This window comes from Nitrosomonas sp. Nm166 (assembly GCF_900112825.1).
GTDB lineage: Bacteria > Pseudomonadota > Gammaproteobacteria > Burkholderiales > Nitrosomonadaceae > Nitrosomonas.
Genome location: NZ_FONE01000030.1, coordinates 1 through 24,981, shown reverse-complemented (window position 1 = coordinate 24,981; position 24,981 = coordinate 1). Strand labels below are relative to the sequence as shown.

General features: G+C 47.2%; 16 protein-coding genes and 1 riboswitch. Of the genes, 10 read left to right on the top strand and 6 right to left on the bottom strand.

Annotation, left to right across the window (positions count from 1 at the left end):
- The 3 genes from prmA to metH all read left to right on the top strand — a co-directional run bounded on the left by prmA (position 1) and on the right by metH (position 5,539).
- Positions 1 to 918: a 50S ribosomal protein L11 methyltransferase gene (gene prmA, locus BM021_RS09595; RefSeq protein WP_090720822.1), complete on the top strand. Its 918-nt coding sequence runs from the start codon at positions 1 to 3 to the stop codon at positions 916 to 918.
- 22 nt (positions 919 to 940) lie between these two features.
- Entirely contained in the window at positions 941 to 1,747 is an 807-nt protein-coding gene (locus BM021_RS09590; RefSeq protein WP_090720821.1) for a zinc-ribbon and DUF3426 domain-containing protein, read from the top strand.
- A gap of 81 nt (positions 1,748 to 1,828) precedes the next feature.
- The gene (gene metH / locus BM021_RS09585) at positions 1,829 to 5,539 is read left to right on the top strand and encodes a methionine synthase (RefSeq protein ID WP_090720820.1); all 3,711 of its coding nucleotides are present in this window, start codon (positions 1,829 to 1,831) and stop codon (positions 5,537 to 5,539) included.
- A gap of 12 nt (positions 5,540 to 5,551) precedes the next feature.
- Here the strand turns inward: metH and glgA are convergent, their stop codons facing one another.
- The 5 genes from glgA to glgC all read right to left on the bottom strand — a co-directional run bounded on the left by glgA (position 5,552) and on the right by glgC (position 13,913).
- Positions 5,552 to 7,027 carry a glycogen synthase GlgA gene (gene glgA / locus BM021_RS09580; RefSeq protein WP_090720819.1) on the bottom strand — a complete coding sequence of 492 codons (1,476 nt, stop codon included), beginning with the start codon at positions 7,025 to 7,027 and terminating at the stop codon, positions 5,552 to 5,554.
- 11 nt (positions 7,028 to 7,038) lie between these two features.
- Positions 7,039 to 8,673, bottom strand: coding sequence for a glucose-6-phosphate isomerase (gene pgi, locus BM021_RS09575; protein WP_090720818.1), 1,635 nt, complete (start codon positions 8,671 to 8,673; stop codon positions 7,039 to 7,041).
- Between the two features lie 86 nt (positions 8,674 to 8,759).
- On the bottom strand, positions 8,760 to 10,772 hold the full coding sequence (locus tag BM021_RS09570; RefSeq protein WP_090720817.1) for an alpha-amylase/4-alpha-glucanotransferase domain-containing protein: 2,013 nt from the start codon (positions 10,770 to 10,772) through the stop codon (positions 8,760 to 8,762).
- Positions 10,773 to 10,861: 89 nt separating this feature from the next.
- The gene (locus BM021_RS09565; protein ID WP_090720816.1) at positions 10,862 to 12,565 is read right to left on the bottom strand and encodes a glycoside hydrolase family 57 protein; all 1,704 of its coding nucleotides are present in this window, start codon (positions 12,563 to 12,565) and stop codon (positions 10,862 to 10,864) included.
- Positions 12,566 to 12,590: 25 nt separating this feature from the next.
- The gene (glgC, locus tag BM021_RS09560) at positions 12,591 to 13,913 is read right to left on the bottom strand and encodes a glucose-1-phosphate adenylyltransferase (RefSeq protein ID WP_090720815.1); all 1,323 of its coding nucleotides are present in this window, start codon (positions 13,911 to 13,913) and stop codon (positions 12,591 to 12,593) included.
- Positions 13,914 to 14,049: 136 nt separating this feature from the next.
- On the opposite strand from glgC, the gene glgB reads away from it, so the two are divergent.
- Positions 14,050 to 16,260, top strand: coding sequence for a 1,4-alpha-glucan branching protein GlgB (glgB, locus tag BM021_RS09555; protein WP_090720814.1), 2,211 nt, complete (start codon positions 14,050 to 14,052; stop codon positions 16,258 to 16,260).
- A gap of 71 nt (positions 16,261 to 16,331) precedes the next feature.
- Here glgB and BM021_RS09550 read toward each other — a convergent pair whose 3' ends face one another.
- On the bottom strand, positions 16,332 to 17,510 hold the full coding sequence (locus BM021_RS09550; RefSeq protein WP_090720813.1) for a glycoside hydrolase: 1,179 nt from the start codon (positions 17,508 to 17,510) through the stop codon (positions 16,332 to 16,334).
- A gap of 105 nt (positions 17,511 to 17,615) precedes the next feature.
- Positions 17,616 to 17,701, bottom strand: a riboswitch (cyclic di-GMP riboswitch).
- A gap of 437 nt (positions 17,702 to 18,138) precedes the next feature.
- Between BM021_RS09550 and BM021_RS09545 the strand changes: the two genes are divergently transcribed.
- From BM021_RS09545 to BM021_RS09520, 6 genes are all read left to right on the top strand, one after another.
- Positions 18,139 to 19,242, top strand: a complete 1,104-nt coding sequence (locus tag BM021_RS09545) for a lytic transglycosylase domain-containing protein (RefSeq protein ID WP_090720812.1) — start codon at positions 18,139 to 18,141, stop codon at positions 19,240 to 19,242.
- Positions 19,243 to 19,748: 506 nt separating this feature from the next.
- Positions 19,749 to 20,279 carry an RNA polymerase factor sigma-70 gene (locus tag BM021_RS09540; protein WP_090720811.1) on the top strand — a complete coding sequence of 177 codons (531 nt, stop codon included), beginning with the start codon at positions 19,749 to 19,751 and terminating at the stop codon, positions 20,277 to 20,279.
- A gap of 231 nt (positions 20,280 to 20,510) precedes the next feature.
- The gene (locus tag BM021_RS09535) at positions 20,511 to 20,726 is read left to right on the top strand and encodes an MbtH family protein (protein ID WP_090720810.1); all 216 of its coding nucleotides are present in this window, start codon (positions 20,511 to 20,513) and stop codon (positions 20,724 to 20,726) included.
- An 11-nt stretch (positions 20,727 to 20,737) separates the two neighbouring features.
- A complete protein-coding gene (locus BM021_RS09530; RefSeq protein WP_090720809.1) occupies positions 20,738 to 21,475 on the top strand; it encodes a thioesterase II family protein in 738 nt (245 codons plus the stop codon).
- The gene (locus BM021_RS09525; RefSeq protein WP_090720808.1) at positions 21,453 to 22,148 is read left to right on the top strand and encodes a 4'-phosphopantetheinyl transferase family protein; all 696 of its coding nucleotides are present in this window, start codon (positions 21,453 to 21,455) and stop codon (positions 22,146 to 22,148) included. Before BM021_RS09530 ends, BM021_RS09525 begins: the two co-directional genes overlap by 23 nt.
- Positions 22,149 to 22,258: 110 nt before the next feature.
- On the top strand, positions 22,259 to 24,981 hold a 2,723-nt coding region (locus BM021_RS09520), incomplete at its 3' end, for an AMP-binding protein (RefSeq protein ID WP_143074322.1).

Sequence of the window (24,981 nt, the reverse complement as noted above, 5' to 3'; positions counted from 1 at the left end):
ATGCCCTGGATTACGCTGATTATCAAGACTGATGCGGCACATGCTGAGTTACTGAGCGATACGCTGATGGAGCAGGGCGCGCTGTCCGTGGACATCCACGATGCAGCTGCCGATACGCAAGACGAGCAATTACTGTTCGGAGAACCTGGGGAGCCTGGCGGGGAGATCTGGCAGAATGCTGAGGTTTCGGCATTGTTTAATCAAGAGGCGGATATTGATGAGATTCTGCGCAATGTGACGCGGGCTGCACAATTAAATAGTGATCCCGATTACCGGCTGATGTATGTTGAAGAGCAGGATTGGGTGCGCTTGACTCAATCACAGTTTGATCCGATTCAAATATCACAACGCCTATGGATTGTTCCCACCTGGCATCAATTACCCGATCCAGCGGCGATCAACTTGATACTCGATCCCGGGCTGGCTTTTGGCACGGGTAGCCATCCTACCACGCAACTATGCCTTGGCTGGCTGGACCAACATCTGCAACCCGGAGACAAGGTATTGGATTATGGCTGCGGTTCCGGGATATTGGCCATTGCAGCGCTAAAGCTGGGCGCAAGCCATGTCACCGGGATAGATATCGATCCGCAAGCTGTCAAAGCCAGTCAGGAAAATGCGCTACGTAATAACTGCGATTCAGCAAGATTTGCCTTTGCAACAACGTATGAGGCAACCGAGCGGAATTTGCAGCCAAGTGAACAGGCGGATGTCGTGGTTGCCAATATTTTGGCGAATCCTTTGATCATGTTGGCACCTATTCTGGCGCAGGCAGTTCGGCCACAAGGCCATATTGCATTATCCGGCATTCTTAAAGAACAGGCCGAAGAGGTCAGAAATGTTTATCACCAATGGTTTGCTATGCATATCGCGAGTGAGCAGGAAGGCTGGGTGTTGTTAACCGGCATCAAAAGATGAAAATGCGATTAATAGTTAGCGTATGGCGTTAGTGACAATCTGTCCAGGCTGCGGTACCACCTTTCGCGTGAGTGCCGCCCAATTACAGGCTCATAGCGGTGACGTTCGCTGCGGACATTGCCAGAGAATCTTCAATGGATTTGCCACGCTGATTACTGTCAACGAATCAGCCATTGCATGCCCATTCCAAACTCAGCCACAGACAGTCAGTGAACCTGAAGTTGCGGCGCAGAGCCAGGCATGCGCTGAAAATATAAATAACGCCGTAGATCAGTCGGTTATTACTGACCGGAGACAGGAAACGACTGAAACTTCGGATCAGCTGTTTGGCGCTCAGGCGCCGGTCAAACAATCACAAGGCGCATGGGGTGTGGCGAATGTTTTTTTATTGCTGTTGCTGATCGGACAGATCGCGTACACCTATCGTACTGAATTGACTATTGTGGCGCCACAAATCAGGTCCCATCTAGAGCGCTATTGCGCGCTTATTGCCTGCACGGTGCCTTATCCGCAAGATATCCGGCAGTTAGGTATCGAAGCATCCGATCTGGAAAAAAATCCTGTGCGTCAGCCTGAAGTCGCCACCTTGTCAGCGGTTATCCGCAATCATGCACCTTTTCCGCAAGCCTTGCCGGCATTGCAGCTCTCCTTGCTGGATGCGGAGGATCAATTAATTGCCAGCCGTATTTTTACCGCGCAGGATTATCTGCAGGAAGAAGACAAAGCACTGCAATTTATTGCATCCCAGCATGAGATTGAGATTCGACTGGATTTTTTTAGTAGTGATCTGGGTGCGGCTAGTTATCGCCTGTTGTTGCTTTACCTTTAGCCCTTACCTGGACATGGACAGTAGCAGAGAGGAGGTAAGGTATAATGGCACGTTTATCTCTTTTTAAGCATGCTTTAATCCATGAATAAAAATCCCCGCACAATTTTATTGGAAAGTCTGTTTGCGCAGCGTATCTTGATTCTGGATGGCGCGATGGGGACGATGATTCAGACCTTCAAGCTCACCGAGGCGGATTTCCGCGGCCAGCGTTTTGCAGATTTTCCGCATGATCTGAAAGGAAACAATGATTTACTGACCATTACGCAGCCGGAAATCATCCGTTCGATCCATACTGGTTATCTGGAAGCGGGTGCAGACATTATCGAAACCAACACCTTTAATTCCAATGCGGTTTCGATGGCCGATTATCACATGCGGGATCTGGTGTATGAATTGAATTTCGCAGCGGCAAAACTGGCGCGTGAAACGGCACAGGTTTTTGAAGAAAAGAATCCGCAAAAACCACGTTTTGTGGCCGGTGTGATCGGCCCTACCACTAAAACAGCCTCTATTTCTCCGGATGTCAATGATCCAGGCTTTCGTGGGATTACTTTTGACCAGCTAGTTGCCGATTATACGGAATCGATTTGTGGGCTGGTGGATGGCGGAGTAGATATTCTGCTGGTGGAGACCATTTTCGACTCGCTCAATGCCAAAGCTGCACTGTTTGCCATTGATCAATACTTTGAAGATCATGATATAAGTCTGCCGATCATGATTTCGGTCACCATTACCGATGCCTCCGGCCGCACGTTATCAGGACAAACACCGGAAGCGTTCTGGAACTCGATCGGCCATATCCGGCCACTATCCGTTGGCATTAACTGTGCGCTGGGCGCCGAGCTGATGCGTCCTTATGTGGAAGAGCTGGCAGGGGTAGCGGATGTGTATACCAGTGTGCATCCCAATGCCGGTTTGCCGAATCCTTTATCGGAAACTGGCTATGATGAATCACCGGAATATACTGCGAGTCAAATCAAAGGCTTCGCGCAATCGGGTTTTGTCAATATCGTGGGCGGCTGTTGCGGCACCACACCGTCGCATATTAAAGCTATTGCAGAAGCTGTTGCCGACATTGCGCCGCGAAAAATTCCTGAGATTCCGAAGAAATTGCGTCTATCCGGCCTGGAACCACTGAATATCGGGGATGATTCTTTGTTCGTCAATGTCGGTGAACGTACCAATGTCACTGGTTCCCGAGCTTTTGCGCGCTTGATACTCAGTGATGATTATGCAGAAGCCTTGAACGTGGCGCGCAGCCAAGTGGAGAATGGCGCGCAGATCATTGACATCAACATGGACGAGGCCATGTTGGATTCGCAGAAAGCCATGGTGACTTTTCTGAATCTGTTGGCTGCCGAGCCGGATATCTGCAAAGTGCCGATCATGCTGGATTCCAGCAAATGGACAGTGATTGAAGCGGGTTTGAAATGCGTGCAAGGCAAATCGATCATCAATTCCATCAGCATGAAAGAAGGCGAAGCCGAGTTTATTCATCATGCCAAATTAGCTCGCCGTTATGGCGCAGCGGTGATCGTGATGGCTTTTGATGAGCAGGGTCAGGCCGATACCTTGCAGCGCAAGGTGGAGATTTGCACGCGCAGCTACCGTTTGCTGGTCGACAAGGTGGGTTTTCCAGCAGAAGACATTATCTTTGATCCGAATATTTTCGCCATTGCCACAGGAATTGAAGAACATAATAACTATGGCGTCGATTTTATCGAAGCTACGCGCGTTATTAAACAGACTTTGCCATATGCCAAGGTGAGCGGCGGGGTATCCAATGTGTCGTTTTCGTTCCGTGGCAATGAACCGATCCGCGAAGCGATTCACACCGCTTTTTTGTATCACGCCATTAAAGCCGGTATGACGATGGGCATTGTCAATGCCGGGCAACTCGGGGTGTATTCGGATATTCCCGCGGAGCTATTAGAAAAGGTTGAAGATGTTCTACTGAACCGGCGTGCGGATGCGACCGAGATTCTGGTTGACTATGCAGAAAATTTCAAAGGCCAGAAAAAAGAGCAGGTTGAAGATCTGGCCTGGCGTGATGAACCGCTGCAACAACGTTTGACGCACGCGCTGGTCAAGGGCATTTCCACGTATATTGTGGAAGATACCGAAGAGGCGCGCGTGGAGATTGAAAAACAGGGCGGGCGTCCGATTCAGGTGATCGAAGGGCCGCTGATGGAAGGCATGGGTGTGGTCGGTGATCTATTCGGCGCAGGTAAAATGTTTCTGCCGCAGGTAGTAAAATCAGCACGTGTGATGAAGCAGGCAGTGGCGCATTTATTACCGTTTATTGAAGCCGAAAAGAAATTATCGGGAGACAGCAAGCCGAAAGGAAAAATCGTCGTCGCTACTGTCAAGGGCGATGTGCATGATATCGGCAAGAATATTGTCGCCGTGGTCTTGCAGTGCAACAACTACGAAGTGATCAACATGGGCGTGATGGTGCCAAGTGCGCAGATTCTCGATATGGCGCGGCGAGAGGACGCCAATATCATCGGTTTGTCAGGACTGATTACGCCTTCGCTGGAAGAAATGGCACATGTGGCGAAAGAAATGCAGCGTGAAGGGTTTACCATCCCATTGCTGATTGGTGGTGCAACCACTTCCCGGGTACATACGGCAGTCAAGATTGCGCCTCATTATGAGGGTCCGACCGTTTGGGTGCCGGATGCGAGCCGCGCAGTGGGTGTATGTAGCAATTTGCTATCACAGGATCTGCAAGCGGCTTATATTCAGGAGATTAAAGACGAATACGAGAAAGTGCGCACGCAGCACAAAAACAAGAAAGGTCCGGCGAAACTGCTGACACTCTCTGATGCGCGCGCCAATGCCTTCAAAACCGACTGGGCAAATTACCAGCCGCATCAGCCGGAATTGATCGGTATCCGTACGCTGAATAATTATCCGCTGGAAAAGATCGTGCCGTTTATCGACTGGACGCCTTTCTTTCAGGCTTGGGAACTCGCCGGGCGTTTTCCGGATATCTTGCAGGATGAGGTGGTCGGAGAGACAGCAAGCCAGTTGTTTCGCGATGCGCAGACGATGCTGAAGAAAATCGTCGAGCAAAAATGGTTGAGCGCCAATGCAGTGATCGGCTTGTTTCCGGCCAATTCGGTGGGCGATGACATCGAAATCTATACCGACCAGTCGCGCAGTAAAATCGCCATGACTTACCACTGCCTGCGCCAGCAAGATCAAAAACCGTCAGGAAAACCCAATCGCTGCCTGGCTGACTTTATTGCACCTAAGGAAACCGGTATCCAGGATACGATCGGCCTGTTTGCGGTCGGCGCGGGGTTTGGCATTGATGAGCGCATCAAGATGTTTGAGGACGTGCACGATGATTACAGTGCGATTGTACTCAAAGCGTTGGCGGACCGCCTGGCGGAAGCATTTGCCGAGCACATGCACATGCGGGTGCGCCGCGAATTCTGGGGCTATGCCAAAGATGAGAATCTCACTAATGAGCAACTGATTAACGAAGAATATCGCGGCATCCGTCCCGCGCCGGGTTATCCCGCCTGCCCGGATCACACCGAAAAAGGCCCACTGTTTGCCGTTCTGAATGCCACAGAGAACGCCGGTATCATCATCACCGAATCCTTCGCCATGGTACCCACCGCAGCGGTATCCGGTTTTTATTTCGCACATCCCGAGTCTACTTTTTTTGCTGTTGGAAAAATTGGCAAAGATCAGGTGGAAGACTATGCCGAACGAAAAGGTTGGACACTGGAAGAAGCTGAACGGTGGCTGGCGCCTGTGTTGGCGTATGAACGATAAGTTTCATTGTTATTAAGATAATAATGAGCGGTAGATTTCCTGGTAAGCTGTCGCACTGGCGTGCCAGCTGAAGTCTTTGGCCATGCCATTTTTCTGCAAGCGCTGCCAAATTTTTTTATTGTGATAAGCGCGCGCTGCGCGTTTTATCGTATTCAACAGGTTGTCAGCGGTTATTGGAGCAAACAAAAAGCCGCTGGCGCTGCCATCTGCAAGCGTTGCTGATGTGCAGTCGACCACCGTATCCACCAGGCCGCCGGTCGCATGGACTACGGGTGGCGTGCCGTAGCGTTGGCTATACATTTGATTCAGGCCACAAGGCTCAAACCGCGAGGGCATCAGGAAGCAGTCTGCGCCTGCTTCAATCAAGTGGGATAAAGCTTCATTAAATCCTATATAGATAGCGATCGCTTTGGGATAAGTTTGTATCAGTTGTGAGAGTTGATGAGACAGTCCGGCCTCATCGCTCCCGAGGATAATCAATTGAGCGGGTATCTTTACCAGTTGGGGTGCTATCTGTATCAGCAGATCAATGCCTTTCTGATGACTCAGGCGGCTGATGGTAGCGAATAGCGGAAGATCGGCATCAACCGCTAACCCCATCTGTTGTTGCAAAGCGCTTTTATTCGCTACTTTGTCGGAAAGTGTTTCACTGCTGTAATTTCTTGCGAGGTGTGGATCCGTTGCTGGATTCCAGTCGCTGGTAGCGATGCCGTTGGTAATGCCGGTGAGATGGCGGCGGCGTGCGGCGAGCAGTCCCTGCAGACCAGAGCCTTGCGATTCTGTTTGAATTTCCTCTGCATAATTGGGACTGACCGTAGTGATATGGTCAGCGTAATATAGTCCCGCTTTCAAAAATGATAGATTGCCGTGATACTCGACACCGTGGATATCGAAACTATCTTCAGGCAATCCCAGTTGCACTACGCTCCCGGGGGGGAATATACCCTGGAACGCGAGGTTATGGATCGTTATCACAGTGGCTGCTTTTTTTCCTTGATAAAAATGCAGATAAGCTGGAGTGAGACCACTTTGCCAATCATTACAATGCACGATATCTGGGCGCCAGGCAATGGGGCTGGCATCACTTGCCAGAATGGCGCCAATTTTTGAAAGTAAGCCAAAACGCAACGCATTATCCGGCCAGGCATGCCCAAAGGTATCGATATAAGGTCCTCCTGCGCGACCAAATAAACCGGGGCAGTTGATAATAAAGACCGGAATATTTTCAGATTTGCTTAGCGATAATCGTGCTGACAGCAATGTGCTAGGTAGGAATTGGGATAGTTCGTTGAATTCGGCTACTTTGGATTTATATTTAACACCCGCCAGAACTTGCGGGTAGCCCGGCAGCAAAAGCCGCACATCGGTCTGTAGTCTGCGCAATGCAGCAGGTAGTGCCGCACTGACATCGCCCAGGCCACCAGTATGACATAATGGATAAACTTCGGGGGTGATGAATAGAACCCGGACTTCGTGGGAAGATGGCATAGTTGGCGTTATTATTGATTAGCCTTGAAATAATTGATCAGCCCATTGGTTGACGCATCATGAGAAGTTACTGCGACATCCTGTTCCAGTTCAGTCAGAATTCTTCCGGCAAGCTGCTTACCAAGTTCCACGCCCCATTGATCAAACGGATTGATATTCCAGATGACGCTTTGTACAAAAACTTTATGTTCGTACAGGGCAATAAGTGAGCCCAATGTTTTAGGATCCAGCTTCTTGAACAGAATAGAAGTGGTGGGACGGTTTCCTGGAAAAATTTTATGTGGCAGTAGGTGTTCCATTGATTCAGCATCCATGCCTTGCAATTTGAGTTCAGCACGCACTTCATACGCATTCTTACCGCTCATCAAGGCTTCAGTCTGGGCGAAGAAATTTGCCAGTAACATACGGTGATGATTGCCGACCGGATAGTGGGTTTGACAGGGAGCCAGGAAATCAGCTGCAACGGTTTGTGTTCCCTGATGCAATAACTGGTAGAAAGCATGTTGACCGTTGGTGCCCGGTTCTCCCCACACGACTGCACCCGTTGCATAATCGACCGCCTTACCGTTACGGGTGATGCGTTTGCCATTACTTTCCATTTCCAGCTGTTGTAGATAGGCAGGGAAACGGTGCATGGACTGATCATATGGCAGTACCGCATGGGATGATATACCGAAAAAATTGATCTGCCAGATACCAATCAAACCCAGCATAACGGGCAAGTTTTTTTCTAATGGTGTAGTGACGAAATGCTGATCCATTTCCCGAGCGCCTGTCAGCAATGCGTAAAAATTATCTATGCCGATTGCCAAAGCAATTGGCAGGCCGATCGCCGACCAAAGTGAATAGCGTCCACCCACCCAATCCCAGAACTCAAACATGTTGTCCGGATTGATGCCGAATTTCTGCACGGCGGAGCGATTGGTGGATACGGCGACAAAATGATGCGCGATATCTTTTTGGCTGCCGCCGTGAGACAGAAACCATTCCCGTGCCGAATGGGCATTGGCGAGCGTTTCCTGAGTGGTGAACGTTTTCGATGCGATCACAAACAATGTCGTGGCAGGATCCAGAGACTGCAAGGTTTCAGCCAGTTGCGCTCCATCAATGTTAGAAATAAAGTGCGGCGTGATACCTTCTATACCATAAGGCTTCAGTGCTTCGGTTACCATGACTGGCCCGAGATCTGAGCCGCCGATGCCGATATTAACGATATCGGTAAAGATTTTGCCCGAATAGCCCCTATGCGCCCCACTTTGTATAGCGATTGAGAAGCGCTCCATTTGTTTCAGCACGCGCTTGACGTCAGGCATCACATCCATGTTATCCACATGAACTGGATGATCGCCGCGTAATGCAATATGTAGTGCTGCCCGATGTTCAGTGATATTAACCTTTTCTCCTGAAAACATGCGGGCAATCCAGTTTTCCAGTTTTTGCTGGTGGGCCAGTTCGATCAGTAAGCTGACTGTTTCACCATTGATGGGTTGTTTCGAATAATCCATCAGAATGTCGTTGAAAAGAAGAGAAAACTCTTCAAATCTCTGTGGATTTTCTTGAAATAAATCGCGCAGATGATGTTGCGCCATAATGGATTGATGAGCCTGCAAAGCAAGCCAGGCCGATGATTGAGTAAGAGATGGCATATGATTTATTTTAATTACTGAGTGAATCTTTCAGAGTATAGTACCAGCTGATTTTCAAAGCGTGCTGATCTTATTGGATCAATTGCTTACTGATGTATCCGTGGATTGATCTCCAGCGTGATGACCAGTTCTGGCGTCGTTATCGGCCACTTCAATAGCAATATGACCGCCTGCATGATTTTCTCAAACCCGCTCTCAGATTGAGATACCGAAAAATGCGGATGTGCAACAAAGGTCACGGGAGAGGAAGCTTTCAACACGACATTGCCATCCAATGTATCATCTTCCAGTGTTATTTCAGTTAGATCCGCTAGATCAACCAATTGACCAAAGCCGCCAGGAATTTCTCCCTGATAGATATAACGCCCACCAGCACCGTCACAGCTTGGCATGGCGAGATTGATTTCGGTACTGAACATCACCTGGGCCATTTTAGCGCCAAAATGATAGGTTACTTGAAGCTGATTATTGTTTAGCATGATGTGCTTATGGATGGGATGCTCGGTATTTTCGGATTCAAAGCGACTGTGTTCAGGTACTGAAGCAGACTGATAGGCGATATACATATCGTCCAGACAATCTACAAACAGACTACGGGGATGATCGTCCGCTACCATATCTACCGCAGTAATTTCATGCTTATAGCTGATTCTGTCGTGCGCCGAAGCAATGCCATTCACGGCATGGTTAGATGAAGAATGCTCGCCTGGCTGAATTTTCTGGTGATAGTACTCGACCTGACTGCGCAATGTATCGCCGAAGTTATGCTTCAGTCGATAGGCATCCAATTCACAAATACTGGCGAAGCTATCCAGCTTCACCACTGCCTGGAGAATGCCGTTTTGCAGATAAGTTTCTGTTACGCCATCCAGATCAGTATCTTCGGTAAAGAGCGCAGGGCGCGGCATACAAGCATCCAGTAATGCCTCCAGTTCGACCAGGCCATTGTAAACTGCACGTCGCAAATGAGGAAGATACAAGCCACCAAACAGGCCATGCCAATAAGCATCATTGGCCTGGGATTCATAGAGTTTTTGCTGCATAAGTTCTGTTCGTTGTTTTTCCGACAGCGAATTTAACCGTGCCGAGAGTCCTAACATGCGCTTATGCATCCAGTTGGATTCTGGGTAGCAGGAAAAGAAATTTTTCCAGATGCCGCCGCGTAAGAATGCTTTTTTAGGTTCATACCAGCCATCGGTTTTGGCCTGTCGGACCAAATCTGCATAGCTATTGGCAGATTGGGCAGGCAGCGTCCACTCGTTCATTTCAATGTAGGATACTGTCGGTAAGTAGATAACACCTCGCGTTTTTTCACAGGCGTGATACTCATTGTAGTGTTGGGTACAAATTTTTGTTGAGCCTAATACGCTTTGAATAAAACGCTCCAGCCAGCCCTTCTCGTATACCCATTGATAAGTTTCCGGCCAGATTCCAAATTTCTCAATGTCATCAAAATAAATTGCTGCAACGCTGTTATTGAGTGAATGATCTGCCAATGATTCCAGATAGGCAATGGTTTCCTCAACCGGGTAAAATGGAATTTTATAGCGCAAGGATTCTGAAATGGGGAATAAGTCAAGCTTACGAGTATCTTCTTCAGTAGTGAAATAACCATTTAATTCCGCATAAGTTTTTCCAGCGCAGAGAAAATGGTAGTCATCCACGATCACATAACGGATGCCGCAATCTGCGAGCGCCGGAACGACCGTTGACTCCCATACGCGTTCAGTTAGCCATGCGCCTTGCGGACGTTGCCCTAGCCTTGCTGCAAGTTTGCTGGAAAAAGTCTCGATCTGTCCGATACGATCACGGTTTGGAATAGCCGCCAAGACCGGCTCAGTATCTCCCGCACCGAATAGTTCTACTTGTTTTCGCATTACCATTTCATGCAGTAACGCCATATCTTCAGGGAAATGCTGCATCAGGTAATCAAGCAGCCAGCCAGAGAAGTGTACGGCGAAGCGAAAGTCCGGATAGCGATACAGCACTTGCAGGAAGGGTTGGTAACAACGCAGGTGCGCATCAGTGAGCACATGAGGGAAATTTCCGACGGGTTGATGTGCATGGACACCAAAAAGTAGCGATACACGTTTTGACATTTAATGATTCCGGTGTAATTGTTTTAAGAAGCTGGGCAACTGAAACCAGTTATAAATGCTGCTAGTGTAGCCTGAAATCAATCAGATACTCATGAAGACCTCCGCATGGTGCCGCTTTCTTCAGTATGCCCACTACCTTTGCTAATGGGTTCAAGTACTGCTGGTGGTATCGGCAATTTTAGCAAACGATAGAGATTCATCAGGTTTTGTCTGAACAGTTGATCAAAACTTGTTACTGAATGAGCGGGATTGTAATCACCAAACCACCAGAACCAATCGGAACTTTCACAGGATGCCAGTTGCCGGCTGGCTTCGATTTTTTCTTCATCGGTTAACCGATCGCTTTGGATGACGCGGTCAAAACTATATTTGGCAGCGCATAACATATCCCAGGCAGAGTTCTTTTCCTTATCACCAATCCAGGTAGAAAATGTTCCATATACCCAGCTACCGGCTGCCAGTTTGGGTAAGGTTGCGATATTATCCACATTTTCAGGGTTGGCGATATAGTCACGATAAGTTGTGGTACGAATAAATGGATGATTGTCGAGTAGGCTGTAAAGATCGTTAAAGAAATAAAAAGCATTGTATGGGTAAGATTCCCAGGCATTTTCTCCATCCAGGATGACGCTGACAATCGGACTTTCCTCAGCAGGCGTACTGTGATAGATGCGTTCCAGAGATTGGATGAAGTTTTCCGCTGCATCACGCCCAAACCATTTGGCATATTCAAAACCAATCAAATCGGACAATTGATCATCACGGAAAAAACAGATGACTCGCTCTGCTTCTCCAGCGACACGGTAGGGGCGATATAAGTAATGGTTGCGATCAGGCAATGATTCGTCCGGGTAGGAAGCACGTAAACTGCTGGCCAGCACACCTTCACCGCTGGCGCTCCATTGACAATTTTGCTCTGCCATGATTTTTAATAACGCTGTCGATAGAGCGCCTTCAGCGGGCCAGATACCAGCGGGTTTTTCATTAAAACGTTGCGTATGACTGGTGACCGCCGAAGACAACTGAAATGTGGCACGGCTACGTCCGCCTGGATACAGAGGATATTCTGGTAAAGTAATATCGGGTTGGCTATCCCGGGCGGAAGAAAAATCAATTAACAGTGGCGCTAGCGGATGATAGTGTGGGGTTGTGGATAGCTCAATTTGACCTGACTCAGCGAGTTTACGATAGCGTGCAATCAGTTTCTGGATCAGGTCTCCAATCAGATTGAACAGTTGTAATCGATCCGCATAGCTAAATCCCCTGCTTTGGGCCATCAATCTCATGACGAATTCATTGTTGCGGCGCACACTCTCACCCATCCATGCCAAGTGATACCATACTAGCAAATCGGATAAATACTGTCCGGAGATGTAAGTTAACTCACTTTCACTGCGCTTATTGAAGATTTGATACAGTTCGTGCAGCCGTTTATAGGTTGGATAGGGTCGCAGCATCGTGTCATGATTGCTGAGAAAACAACTGTCGAATATATAGAGGCGATCCTGGATGGTGATACGTTCAAGTTCGGGTGTGGCTAATAGACGCAGCAAAGGGTTACGTATCTGCCCAGTGGCGAATTGTTCGGTGAAATCTTCCAACTGATCGAGCAATATCGGTACAAAATTAATAACCGCCTTAGTCTGTGGATGCGTTTCCAGATGATAAGCCATATCGGTATAATCCTTGATGGCGTGCAGATATACCCACGGTAATACGAATTCGTTGGTAATATAATCGCGGTAATCTGGCTGATGCATGTGCCACAATAGAACAAGATTTAATTGCTTCATTTAAAATGATAATACTTATAAACAGTTAACATACTTTATGGATATGTTGCCCTAGCATTTCTGGTGTAATTAAGGTAACGCCTTTCTGTGTTACGTAGAATCGTTCGCGATCCGCTTCTGAATCATACCCAACCACCAAGCCTTCAGGAATAATGCATTGCTTTTCCACGATTACCCGTCGCAAGCGCGCATTTCGGCCAATCTCGACATTGGGTAATATGACGGAATCCTCCACATTACTATAGCTGCGAACTTTTACATTGGAAAACAGCAAGGAACGGCGAACTGCTGCACCGCTGATAATACAGCCTCCCGATACGGATGAATCCAATGCCTGACCCCGGCGGTCATCATCATCAAAAACAAATTTAGCGGGAGGTAATTGTTCCTGATGCGTCCAGATCGGCCAGTTCTCATCGTACAGATTGAGTTGTGGCGTGATAGTTGTAAGATCAATATTAGCTTCCCAGTAGGCGTCGAGTGTTCCCACGTCACGCCAATACGGTATTCCTGATGCCATCATATTGACACAGCTGTTCTGGAACCGGTGTGCAAATACGCGATAGCGAGGCACCAGATACGGAATCAGATCTTTTCCAAAATCATGTGCTGAATCAGTTGCTTGATGGTCACGAATGAGTTGCTGATAGAGAAATGCTGCATTAAACACATAAATTCCCATGCTTACCAATGCTGTATCCGGTCGACCGGGTATGGGTGGCGGATTAGCCGGTTTTTCGGTAAAACTGGTTACTTGCCATGCATCATTGACGCCCATTACGCCAAAAGAACTGGCTTCCTGCACTGGAATTTCAAGACAGGCTACCGTTACGTCCGCTGCTTTTTCGATATGCTCGGACAGCAATTTGCTGTAATCCATCTTGTAAATGTGATCGCCGCCCAGTACCAATACATATCTTGCATCATGGCGTTGCAGGATATCGATATTCTGGAATACCGCGTCGGCTGTGCCCTGATACCATGTTTCTTCGGCGGTTCGTTGCTGGGCTGGCAGCAGTTCGACAAACTCTTTAAAGCGGCCATCCAGAAAGCTCCAGCCATGCTGAATATGGCGAATCAGGCTCTGCGCCTTGTATTGCGTGACCACACCGATACGCCGGACGCCTGAATTGACGCAATTGGAAAGTGGAAAATCAATAATGCGGAATTTTCCACCAAAAGGAACTGCCGGTTTTGCGCGCCAATCCGTCAGTTGATGTAAACGGCTGCCACGCCCGCCCGCCAGTACCAGCGCGATGGTATCGTTCGAAAGGTTGCTGTGGAAACGTATGCTGCTTGTATACTGTGCTCCGAATTCACTTTCCAATGTACTGATTTTATTATCCATAGCGATATGCCTTCATGATTCGTGTCGTCAATATGTTATCGCATTATGGCATTTCTTACGTACTTTTAGTTTAATTGTCATTTGTCAAAAATTAGACAAGCTATAATTCATTAATCAAGCTAGCCAGTTTATAAATGTGATTACTACAAGTAAAACCAATCTGCTTCAACAGGCACTGCTGAATGCGCAGCTATATGACCCCTACGCTTATCTGGGGTTGCATAAAGAACGCGGCCAGGCTGTAGTGCGCGTATTTCGTCCATATGATGAGAATATATGGATTAGGACAACGGCAGGTTTTGAGCCAATGAGACGGATCCATTCGGATGGGGTTTTTGAATGGCGTGGGAAATCTCTACCTGATATGCCGTATCGATTACGCATTGAAAAAAAAGGATTACAGCATATAGTTTATGAAGCTTATGATTCATATGCATTTCCACTGCAGATTTCTGCTCACGATTTATATTTGTTTAATGAAGGCAAGTTGTGGCAAGCCTATCGTACGCTAGGTGCTCAGCCTGTCAACAATGCCGGTGTTGACGGCATGCGTTTCTCAGTATGGGCGCCCAACGCGGAGCGTGTCAGCGTAGTGGGTGATTTCAATCATTGGAACGGAAGAATTCATCCAATGGCAGTGCATCATAGCAGTGGCGTGTGGGAGCTGTTCATTCCGGAATTGCCGCCTGATTCACTGTACAAATTTGAAATTCGTAACCGGGATAGCGGTGAAATTCTCATTAAGACCGATCCCTATGGAAAGCGCTTTGAACTCCGACCCAACACTGCGGCATTAACAGCTGTTAATAGGGTCTATGATTGGCGCGATGCCTCATGGATGACGAATCGCGTAAATTGGGATTGGCTGCATGCACCACTGAATATCCTCGAGATTCATGCTGGCTCATGGAAGCGCCATACGGATGGGCGTTTTTATACCTACCGGGAACTGGCCCAGCATCTGCTGCCTTATGTATTGGAAATGGGATATACCCATATCGAGTTGATGCCCATCTCAGAACATCCACTGGATGAATCATGGGGTTATCAGACGACGGGATATTTTGCTGTTACCAGCCGCTATGGTTCATCCGATGATTTCAGGTTTTTTGTAGACGCCTGCCACCAGGCGGGGATCGGTGTAATCCTTGACTGGGTACCTGCACATTTTCCGCAAGATGCCTTCGCGTTAGCGCGTTTTGATGGTACAGCCTTGTATGAACATGAAGATCCGCGCCTGGGTTTTCATCAAGATTGGGGTACTTATATTTTTAATTATGGCCGCAACGAGGTGAAATCATTTTTGTTGTCCAGTGCCTATTACTGGCTTTCTGAATTTCACCTGGATGGATTGCGGGTCGATGCGGTGGCTTCCATGCTGTACCTGGACTACTCTCGCAGGGAAGGCGAATGGCTGCCAAATAAATATGGGGGTAGAGAGAATCTCGAGGCGATCGATTTTCTACGCGACCTGAATGTAATGGTGCATGGGGAATTTCCAGGGACATTGACGCTGGCCGAAGAATCCACCGCATGGCCGGCGGTATCGCGCCCGGCCTATGTCGGTGGCCTGGGTTTTTCGATGAAGTGGAATATGGGCTGGATGCATGATACCTTGTCTTATATGCGTCAAGATCCTATCTACCGGCGCTATCATCATCAATTGCTTACCTTCAGCCAACTCTACGCGTATACCGAAAACTTTATTTTGCCTTTTTCGCACGATGAAGTGGTGCATGGAAAAGGCTCATTATTTAATAAAATGCCCGGTGATACCTGGCAGAAATTTGCCAATATGCGTCTATTATTGGTTTATCAAATGACGTGGCCGGGCAAGAAACTCAATTTTATGGGTAATGAATTCGCCCAGCAGCAGGAATGGCGAGTTAATCATGAACTGGACTGGTCATTGCTGCAGCAAGAACGACATGCCGGTGTACAGGCGATTTTGCGCGACCTGAATCGTTGCTATAAATCCATCTCGGCTTTATATCAACTCGACTTTTCTGCCGAAGGATTTAGCTGGATCGATTGTGAGGATATCGATCAGTCCGTGATCAGCTACATGCGGCGTGCTAAAGATGGTACTTTTGTATTGGTGATTCTCAACTTTACACCGGTCCCACGTATCGGTTATCGCATGGGCGTTCCTGTGGGTGGTGTTTACCGTGAAATATTTAACAGTGATTCAACTTATTACGGCGGCAGCAATATGGGCAATGCAGGGTGTATTGCTTCTTCGCAAGAACCATGGCTGAGTTTTACTGACTCGATTGTGATTACTTTGCCGCCGTTGGCGGGAGTTATCTTTTCTTTGCATGATTTAGATAAAGAAACAAATTGCTAGGGGGTTGATCGAGGTGCAGGTTCATACTTTGAGAGTATGACCTGCACTCAATGAATCTGTTCAGGAAACTGCTAATCTACACATGAGGAAAAGGCGCTGGGGCAAGTTGAATCTAATCCACCCGAAAGTGTAGTTTTTTGAGCTTTCATGTTCAGCAATTCCAATACTTTGCGATAATAATCTGGGTTACGTGTCCAAAAGATGTAATTGGCTTTCAGTTTATCCCGTGCAAAAGCAAGAAGTTCTGAGACGGTGGGTTTATAACCGCTTCCATCGGTCCTGGTATTTTTATAATTTCCAGACATTACCGAAGGTGTTAGAGGCACAATTCCCGAAAGTTTAGGATAGTAATGATAGACGCCGTGTGGCTTTCTGGGGAAGAGTAATCCGGGTTCTTCCAGGAAAGTGTCTGGTCCACCCAATCCCGTTCCCATCTCTTCCAGTTTTCCGATAAATGATTCTAGAATCGGCCGTGGATAGTTGGTGAACTGGAATGTCACGGTATTAGGAAAGTAATTGCGCATCTGCTGTTGTAGACTCAGCATATTTTCATAATAACCGTTTATTTGGGTGCTAGATAATGGTTTTACAGGATCTCCTATAGCGGTTTCTGTTATACCGATACCTTCAAAGTGGGGGTCTGAATTGAAGCGTTCTCCCAGTTCGCGAATTAGCGCAACCAGTCGATCATGTACTAGTGGATTCCACAGCTTGATGTTGTGTCCTTGGCGGTCTTTGATGACGCTATCATAGAGAAATACACCTCCTTCATAGGTACTCGTTTTAATGTAGTCTGGTACAAATTCTTCTAAATGGTCAAATGTCCTCATATCCAACATGATAATGAGGCGTTTGTTAATTGCGCTAAGCTCGGAGAGCCGCTTCGCGATCTGCGAGAAATCATATACACCTTCAGTTGGCTCTAGTTCTGCCCATGAATAGCGAATCTGTATGCCACGCAATGCTGGTGTTGCTTTAAGTTCTCTATATACCATCGACAAGTACCAAGAAGAATTTTTTCCATGTTCCATCAATGAGTAATAATGACCTGGATGCCATTTGACTGGAGTTGTCACAGCCGGAGTGGCGCCAGCCAGCGCTGTTCCCCACGGAACCAGCATCATGCTAATAAAGAATAATAATGCGATCAATGCGGCATGATGCGTTTGTCTGTTTGCAGTAGATTGATTGGGTTTGATGATAGTCGGTAGTAGACTAGGGGCCAGTAATGCTTGGCTATTGCTGTTCATATTTAATTCCTCCTTATAATTTAAAAGGACGGAACTGCGCGGATACCTATCGAATTTATTGATCGATGCTCGTCAAATCACATATGCGACCTGCACGAGTGTGTTACCTGCAGTCCTGCCATCATGGGGATTTTCCCGTTAGATCAGTGACTTTGCGTCCCCTGCTTTCGCAGAGTTTGCCTTTTTAGTACTGCAATAGTGATAAAGCACAAATTGTGCCAATATTTGAGATCGGATCTGAAGAAGGACTTGCCGAGCTAAGGTAGGGAGTTTTTTTAATTCCGATCTGGAATGATGAAAAGATTGTTAAGGAGAGAAGTGGAGCGGATTTTGGAGTAGAAGATGCTACAATTAGTGCGAGAAGTGGAGCATGTCTTCAATGATTTTTTAGTAACGCTTCTGAAGAAGAGAAGCATTATAAACGCAACGTATCATTTAACTGTTAGGAAAGTCCTGAATAAGTGTCTGTGCCAGAGAGCTGCATGGGGCGGCACTCGAAAGCTCGTCTATCTGCCCGATATGCCTCATTCCTATGTTCCGCCCCCGCTTTGTACCTCATCTTGCTTGGTGGCTCATTCAGGGCTTCTTAGGTTTAACTGACTTATGAGACTGCTTAAAATTGATTTCAATGGATAAAACAGCTAATTTCAGCAGATCTATACCTGATGACGTCAAGCTAAAATCCAAGCGCAAGCGTAAGTCAATTGCGAGCACTGGCAAAGTTATATCCCGCAAACGACCGAAGAAGAAACTGCCTGGTGAATTTCGGCAAAAATTGCTGCTGCTAAGCATAGAAATATTTGGCCTAGGCATTACAGCGATTTCACTCATCATAGTGATACTAGGTTATTCTGCCAATCGCTTTTCGGGGACCAGTTTTTTCGGTAGTTTGCTACCCTTCGCTTTTGGCATATTGACTTTGATACTAGCTGCTTCTGTTTTTCTCATCGGTTGGTGGAAGCTGAGAAAATGGTTGCAATCTTATTCTGAATTTCTGGCGCCAGTCTTATCTCTCTCATTTGCTTTGCTGATTATCTGGTTTGCTATCCACGATCAATTCACGCTAGCTTATGGAAATTTCCGCACCCTGGTTGGAAGCAAAGAAGAAGCCGGTCGAATGACAATTTCACATCAAGTTTATGCTGCTTATCGCAGGCATAATACAACACAGCTGCAGAAAATGATAAAACGAGCCCAGGAATATCAACAGGCTATCGAGAATGCAGCCAGCGCTTTTAATGTTGATGTCAATCTATTACAAGGTATTGCAGCAGCAGAGTCTTCCTTTATACCAAGAGAGAGCAGCGATGGCGGGCGTGGTTTGTTTCAAATCACCCAGGTTCCGAAAACGGTAATGACTCAAGCCTATAAAAGATTAGGCACGGAAAAAATCTCTCTAGAAAATCCCCGGCACAACGCCTTTATCGCCGCAGCGACATTTAAACACTATTTGGCTGAAATGAAAGGTGATCTTTTTCTGGCTCTGCTCGCCTATAATATCGGCCCTGCCAACGGGGGGCTGCGTTTTATCATGCAACAATATGGCGCTTCTGATTTCACCACGATCCAACCATACTTGCAAACACTACCGCGCGATTATCCGATCCGGGTATTATCCTATTCTCTAGCATTTCGTCTCTGGCAAAAGGAAGGTAAATTGCTCGCTTATGAGGAAGGAAACAATGCTATTCATATACAACGTATTGGCATACCAGGCTTGCATACTGATTGATGATGATTTAATGACTGACTCATTGGAGGCTCTATCATTAATCAATCTTATCCTTCTTATTCCTTTCAAAATCGAGCGAAACGCCCAGCGGATACTCCTATTTGTCAGTAAATAACAAAAAATGTCATTTTCTTACCTGAGTATGCGATTCCTGGAATTGTTTTTTTGCTTGTGCACATTTGAACATCCCTTCAAAATTTCTCAGCGGTGATTATTTACAATTTAGATAATAATGATTATCATTATTATCTTCTATTCGCAGAATATGCTTCTGATAGACATGGGCTATTACGATATCAGCCTTCGCTTGAATGAAGCAGACTAAGCAGCTTGTGATTCAGCCAGTTCAGCCATTTGGAGCTTTTTAATTTTGTAGTTATTGCTCAAATCTGGCAAAGCAGTTGTTTTTTAGCGTAGTCTACTTGTATAAGTATAAATAATAATAATTATCATTATCATGATTATTATCATTCATGTTAATAATGTCTTAATAATAAAGGCTTGTGATGGAACCAGTCGAAAAGTGGGTTCAACAATTAGATACAGTATTTATCGCAAATCGAATGCAGTTGCGTCGGGCGGCATATAAAATTTTAGGGGATTGGGAGCGTTCAGAAGATGTTGTGCAGGATGCCTACATCAAGATTACTGAATCATCAGTCAAGCAAAAAGTGAGGCAACCACTAGCTTATCTATTTCAGATAGTCCGTAATCTGGCCATTGATCATTATCGGCGTATTGCATTTGAGACAGAGCTTTTCGAAACCGATGAGGAAGGATTGCCCGTGCCAGTGCTAGCGGTAACACCAGAAACTCATGCAATTACTTGTCAGCATCTCACATTAATTGCAGAAGCGTTGACCAAGCTTCCAGAACGTACAAGGCGGGTTTTTGAACTGTATCGAATAGATGGCTATACGCACCGAATGATTGCCGATGAGTTAAATATTTCTACTTCGCTGATAAACATTCTTATCCATGAAGCAATGGATCATTGCAGAAATATTTTTTTGAGCAAAGCATCCGCAAGACTATAGAGATTTACTCATATTTTAATCAAAATAGTTTAAGGAGATGCTTATGATTTCTAAAAAATTTCTGACAATTTTTATGTCTCTTTGTGAATCTGGGGTGTTTCCTCAAGGAATCGGCGGAACTGGTAGGGTGAATAATTTTTGTATTCTTTATAAGCCGATTCGTCTTGTATGAATAAGAAGCATTCTTATTTAAAAATCATAATATTTAATCGGTAATTTGAGGTATTTGCTATGACAAGTTGTTTTGACCGCGAAGATGGCGTGTTTCGCGTACTAGTCAATCATGAAGGACAATACTCTATCTGGCCGGAATGGAAGGCGATTCCAGGAGGGTGGCGGGATACGGGCATGTTGGGAGATAAAAAGACTTGTTTGAATCATATTGAGGAAGTCTGGACAGACATGCGCCCGCTTAGCCTGCGGCGTTTTATGGATAACGCCCACTAGGCGCTTTACTTATGCTGAAACCATTAACACTATTTTGTCTGCCCTATGCAGGTGCGAACGCAGCAATGTACTTGCGCTGGAGAAAATTATTGCCTGCCTGGGTAAAGTTGCAACCCATTGAATTGCCGGGTCGTGGTAGCCGATTGAATGAGTCACCCAAAGAAAGTTATGCGACGCTGACAAAAAGTTTATGTGACGAACTGGCGCCTGCGCTGCCTGAGCGATACGTTCTTTTTGGTCACAGCATGGGTGCCTTGCTTGCTTATGGCATTACTCAGGGTCTATGTGCTCGGAAATTACCACCACCTGCGGCACTATTTGTGTCGGGTTGTGCGGCACCGAGTTGCCAGGATAGTGAGCGCTATACCAGGATGCAGAGTGAAGCTGCACTGATTGCAGACCTAAGTAAACAGGGTGGTACACCGACAGAAGTGTTTAACAACCGCGAATTGCTGGCGATGACATTGGATTTATTACGGATAGATTATCGTGTGTGTGGAAGTTTTCAGTATCTTTCATTGCCACCTTTGCCCATTCCGATCTATGGTTTTGGTGGACGGACAGATGAGATTGGCGCGACAAAACTGAACGCCTGGCAATTAGAAAGCAGTCGGACATTTACGCTGGACTGGTTTGATGGCGGTCATTTCTTCCTGCGTCAATCTGAAGAGTGGTTTATGTTCACATTAAAAAAGCGCTTGGTGGAAAGTCAGATGGAGATCTCGCATGGGGTATCTGCAACTGCTTAAGACGGTACCTGATGGCATTCAGGTCTGGCTGCTCGAATTCAATCCGGGCTCAACGCAACTGAGCCATGACTGGTCATTGTTAAGCGCTGATGAGCAAGTCCGGGCACAGCGTTTTCTTCAGCAGCAGGATCGCGTGCGTTTCATTGCGACACGGGCAGCGCTGCGTCGCTTGCTGGCAGAGCGTGTGATGGCATCGCCTGATACATTGAAAATTGAAGCAGATCAATTTGGAAAACCGCGCTTACCGGCGCATCCTGACATCAAATTTAATATTTCCCATGCCGGCAGTTTCGCATTGATTGCCTTATCCACGCTTGGAGAAATTGGAGTCGACATCGAGCAATGCCATCGGGATGTGACTGGGCTGGATAGGCATGTGCTTTCTCCGACTGAACGTGCCTGGAAGCTTTGGCCAGTCAAGCACTTCATTGAGCTCTGGGTGGTGAAGGAGGCTGTGCTGAAAGCGCTGGGATTCGGAATTGCTGACCATCTGAGAGCTATTACCGTGCTACCGAATGGTGACGGAAGTTATTGTATTGCCCATGATCTTGCCGAGTGGTCCAGTGTCAGCGCTTGGTCAATTGATGCGCCGGCGCATTATAAGGCAGCACTGGCGCTGATAAAACAATCGGCAATGCGATCGCAATCCAACGCTTCTCTCTGTGATTGCTGACAATTCACATGATTCAAATTGAAATGCTACTGCAAAAACTATGAATCAAGAAATTTAAACACTGCTATCAATTAATTAGCTGATACAGCAAGATTCTTTAGGTATAAATCATGAATACTAGATTGATTCCATCTCGTGACTATCCTGACAACTTTGTAACCCATTTGCAGGCGCTTGCCCGCGACTGTCCAACTGATACTGCGTTGATTGTTGTGAATGCGGATGGTGATGGATTGGTTGACAGGCAATTCGACTATGCGACGCTCGATCTGCAGGTCAAAGCGCTTGCTGCTATTCTGCAGGACCGCTTTGCACCCGGTGAGCGCGCATTATTGCTGATGGATAATGATGAGCATTACGTGACTGGTTTTTTCGCCTGTCTTTATGCAGGGGTAATTGCGGTACCTGTTTTTCCTCCGGAGTCGATACGGGAACAGCATCTGGCAAGGTTGCTTGCAATCGCTACGGATGCTAAGGCGCAAGGTATTATCACCATCAGTAGGAACTTGTCGCTGATCGGTGATGCAGCAATCGCACAATTGGCAGGTGTTGAGATTCTGACGGTTGACACGGTAGCGCAAAATAACGCAACCAGATGGCGTGCCCATATACCAGAGAATGATGACATTGCTTTTCTGCAATATACCTCTGGATCAACTTCCACCCCCAAAGGCGTGATGGTCAGTCACCATAATCTGATGGTGAATGCCAGGGCGTTTGAAGAAGGCATGTCAATCAGTGCTGATGATATCTTTGTGAGCTGGCTTCCACTGTATCATGATATGGGATTGATCGGAGGATTGCTGCAGCCGATACATCGAGGTATTCCGGCAATTCTGATGACACCCAAGTTTTTTATTGAAAGACCGGTACGCTGGCTCGAGGTTATTTCTCACTATCGTGCCACCGTCAGCGGCGCTCCCAATTTCGCTTTCCAGCTCTGCGTCGAGCGCGTGAGAAGCTCGCAATTACAGGAACTTGATTTGTCGACCTGGCGTGTCGCCTTTTCCGGCGCAGAACCGGTACGCGGAGAAACAATGTGCGCATTTATCGAACGCTTTAAGCCAGCCGGTTTTCCAGCCAGTACAATCTATCCCTGCTATGGTCTGGCTGAGGCAACGCTGTTTGTGACCGGCGGCGTGCGTGGAGAAGGAATGAAGACCTGTGAATTTTCTGCTGAATTGCTGGCGCAAGGCAAGGCGGAAGTGGTGACCCAGGGAATACCGGTCGTTGCCTGCGGCTTCCCGGCCTCCAGCCATACGGTCAAGATCGTCGATCCGGAAAAGCTGACTCCCGTGGCAGACGGCACTGTTGGTGAAATCTGGACGGATGGGCCCAGTCTGGCTCATGGTTATTGGCAACGCCCACAGGAAACCGCAGCCACTTTTCTGCAGCATGAAGGCGAACGCTGGCTGCGCACCGGTGATCTGGGTTTCATTCATGCTCGTCAGTTGTACATTATGGGACGGCTTAAGGATCTCATCATCATCCGCGGACAAAATATTTATCCTCAGGATATCGAACTGATCATTGAGGAAGAAGTAGAGGTTGTGCGTAAGGGAAGGATAGCCGCATTTGCAGTCGAAAACGAAGATGGTGAAGGAATCGGCGTTGCGGTTGAAGTATCGCGCAGTACGCAGAAACTCATTGCCGCTGAAATTCTGGTGGAGGCGCTCAGTGAAGCAGTCAGTGCCAGTTGCCACGAACCTTTATCAGTGGTAGTACTGTTAAATCCAGGCGCGCTGCCCAAAACATCCAGTGGCAAGCTACAACGTTCTGCCTGCCGTCAAGGTTGGCGCGAACGCACATTGGATGCTTATGCCATCTACGAATACGGTCACTTTGTACGTGGTGGGAGCCAGCAGCCTTCCCAGTCGTTAATGGATGAAACGGAGTGTGCAGTGGCAGCCATCTGGGAAGCGGTATTAAATCGTACCGGTGTGGGACGCGAAGCTCATTTTTTTGCCATGGGTGGTAATTCACTGAAGGCTGTTCAAGTTGTGGCGCGCATTTCAGACCAATGGCACATCCCATTTACTCCGCGCAACTTGTTTCAGCATCCGCGATTGCATCAGTGCGCTGCGGAAATCAGATATCTGATATCGACAAAACCTACTTATTCAATACCTGAAAACCGCATATTACCCAGTAAGGATCAGATCGATGTATTACCTTTATCCTATGGGCAACAGCGCCTTTGGTTTCTGTGGCAGCTTGATCCCGTCAGCAGCGCCTACCATATTCAGTATGCCTTACGCTTATCGGGTGCACTGGATGAACAAGCGCTCTATGCCAGTTTTCAGAATCTGATCGATAGGCATGAGTCGTTACGCACAATTTTTCGTATCAGTGCAACAGGCTCAGCTGAACAAATCATTCAGCCGGTATTGTCATTAATGATTGCCAATATTGATTTGCAGGATCTGTCCGCTTCACAGCGTGAAAAAGAAGCTGCCGAGGCAATAAAACGTATTGTTGCGTCACCTTTTGATCTGACGCAAGGTCCATTGTTGCGGGTTGCCCTGATCCGGATGGCGGAACAGGACAACATTATGGTCATCGTAATGCACCACATTGTTTCGGATGGCGCTTCGATGCAAATCCTGTTAAATGAACTTGCAATGTGCTATCAGGCACATGCACAAGGGAAAGCTGTCTGCTTCAACAATCTGCCTATCCGCTATGGTGACTATACGTTGTGGCAACGCAACTGGCTGGAAGCCGGTGAGAAAGAGCGACAATTAGCGTACTGGCGCAAGCAACTGGGTGACGACCATGCCGCGTTGCAATTCCCGGTGGATCACCCGCGCTCATCCTCCGGCAGCTACCGTGC

What these genes read in the sequence shown, in the direction of transcription:
- BM021_RS09565 (WP_090720816.1), bottom strand. Translation starts at nt 12,565, where the DNA reads ATGAAGCAATTAAATCTTGTTCTATTGTGGCACATGCATCAGCCAGAT.
- glgC (WP_090720815.1), bottom strand. Translation starts at nt 13,913, where the DNA reads ATGGATAATAAAATCAGTACATTGGAAAGTGAATTCGGAGCACAGTAT.
- BM021_RS09550 (WP_090720813.1), bottom strand. Translation starts at nt 17,510, where the DNA reads ATGAACAGCAATAGCCAAGCATTACTGGCCCCTAGTCTACTACCGACT.
- prmA (WP_090720822.1), top strand. Translation starts at nt 1, where the DNA reads ATGCCCTGGATTACGCTGATTATCAAGACTGATGCGGCACATGCTGAG.
- BM021_RS09525 (WP_090720808.1), top strand. Translation starts at nt 21,453, where the DNA reads ATGGGGTATCTGCAACTGCTTAAGACGGTACCTGATGGCATTCAGGTC.
- BM021_RS09545 (WP_090720812.1), top strand. Translation starts at nt 18,139, where the DNA reads ATGGATAAAACAGCTAATTTCAGCAGATCTATACCTGATGACGTCAAG.
- pgi (WP_090720818.1), bottom strand. Translation starts at nt 8,673, where the DNA reads ATGCCATCTCTTACTCAATCATCGGCCTGGCTTGCTTTGCAGGCTCAT.
- BM021_RS09540 (WP_090720811.1), top strand. Translation starts at nt 19,749, where the DNA reads ATGGAACCAGTCGAAAAGTGGGTTCAACAATTAGATACAGTATTTATC.
- metH (WP_090720820.1), top strand. Translation starts at nt 1,829, where the DNA reads ATGAATAAAAATCCCCGCACAATTTTATTGGAAAGTCTGTTTGCGCAG.
- BM021_RS09570 (WP_090720817.1), bottom strand. Translation starts at nt 10,772, where the DNA reads ATGTCAAAACGTGTATCGCTACTTTTTGGTGTCCATGCACATCAACCC.
- BM021_RS09535 (WP_090720810.1), top strand. Translation starts at nt 20,511, where the DNA reads ATGACAAGTTGTTTTGACCGCGAAGATGGCGTGTTTCGCGTACTAGTC.
- glgA (WP_090720819.1), bottom strand. Translation starts at nt 7,027, where the DNA reads ATGCCATCTTCCCACGAAGTCCGGGTTCTATTCATCACCCCCGAAGTT.
- BM021_RS09530 (WP_090720809.1), top strand. Translation starts at nt 20,738, where the DNA reads ATGCTGAAACCATTAACACTATTTTGTCTGCCCTATGCAGGTGCGAAC.
- BM021_RS09590 (WP_090720821.1), top strand. Translation starts at nt 941, where the DNA reads ATGGCGTTAGTGACAATCTGTCCAGGCTGCGGTACCACCTTTCGCGTG.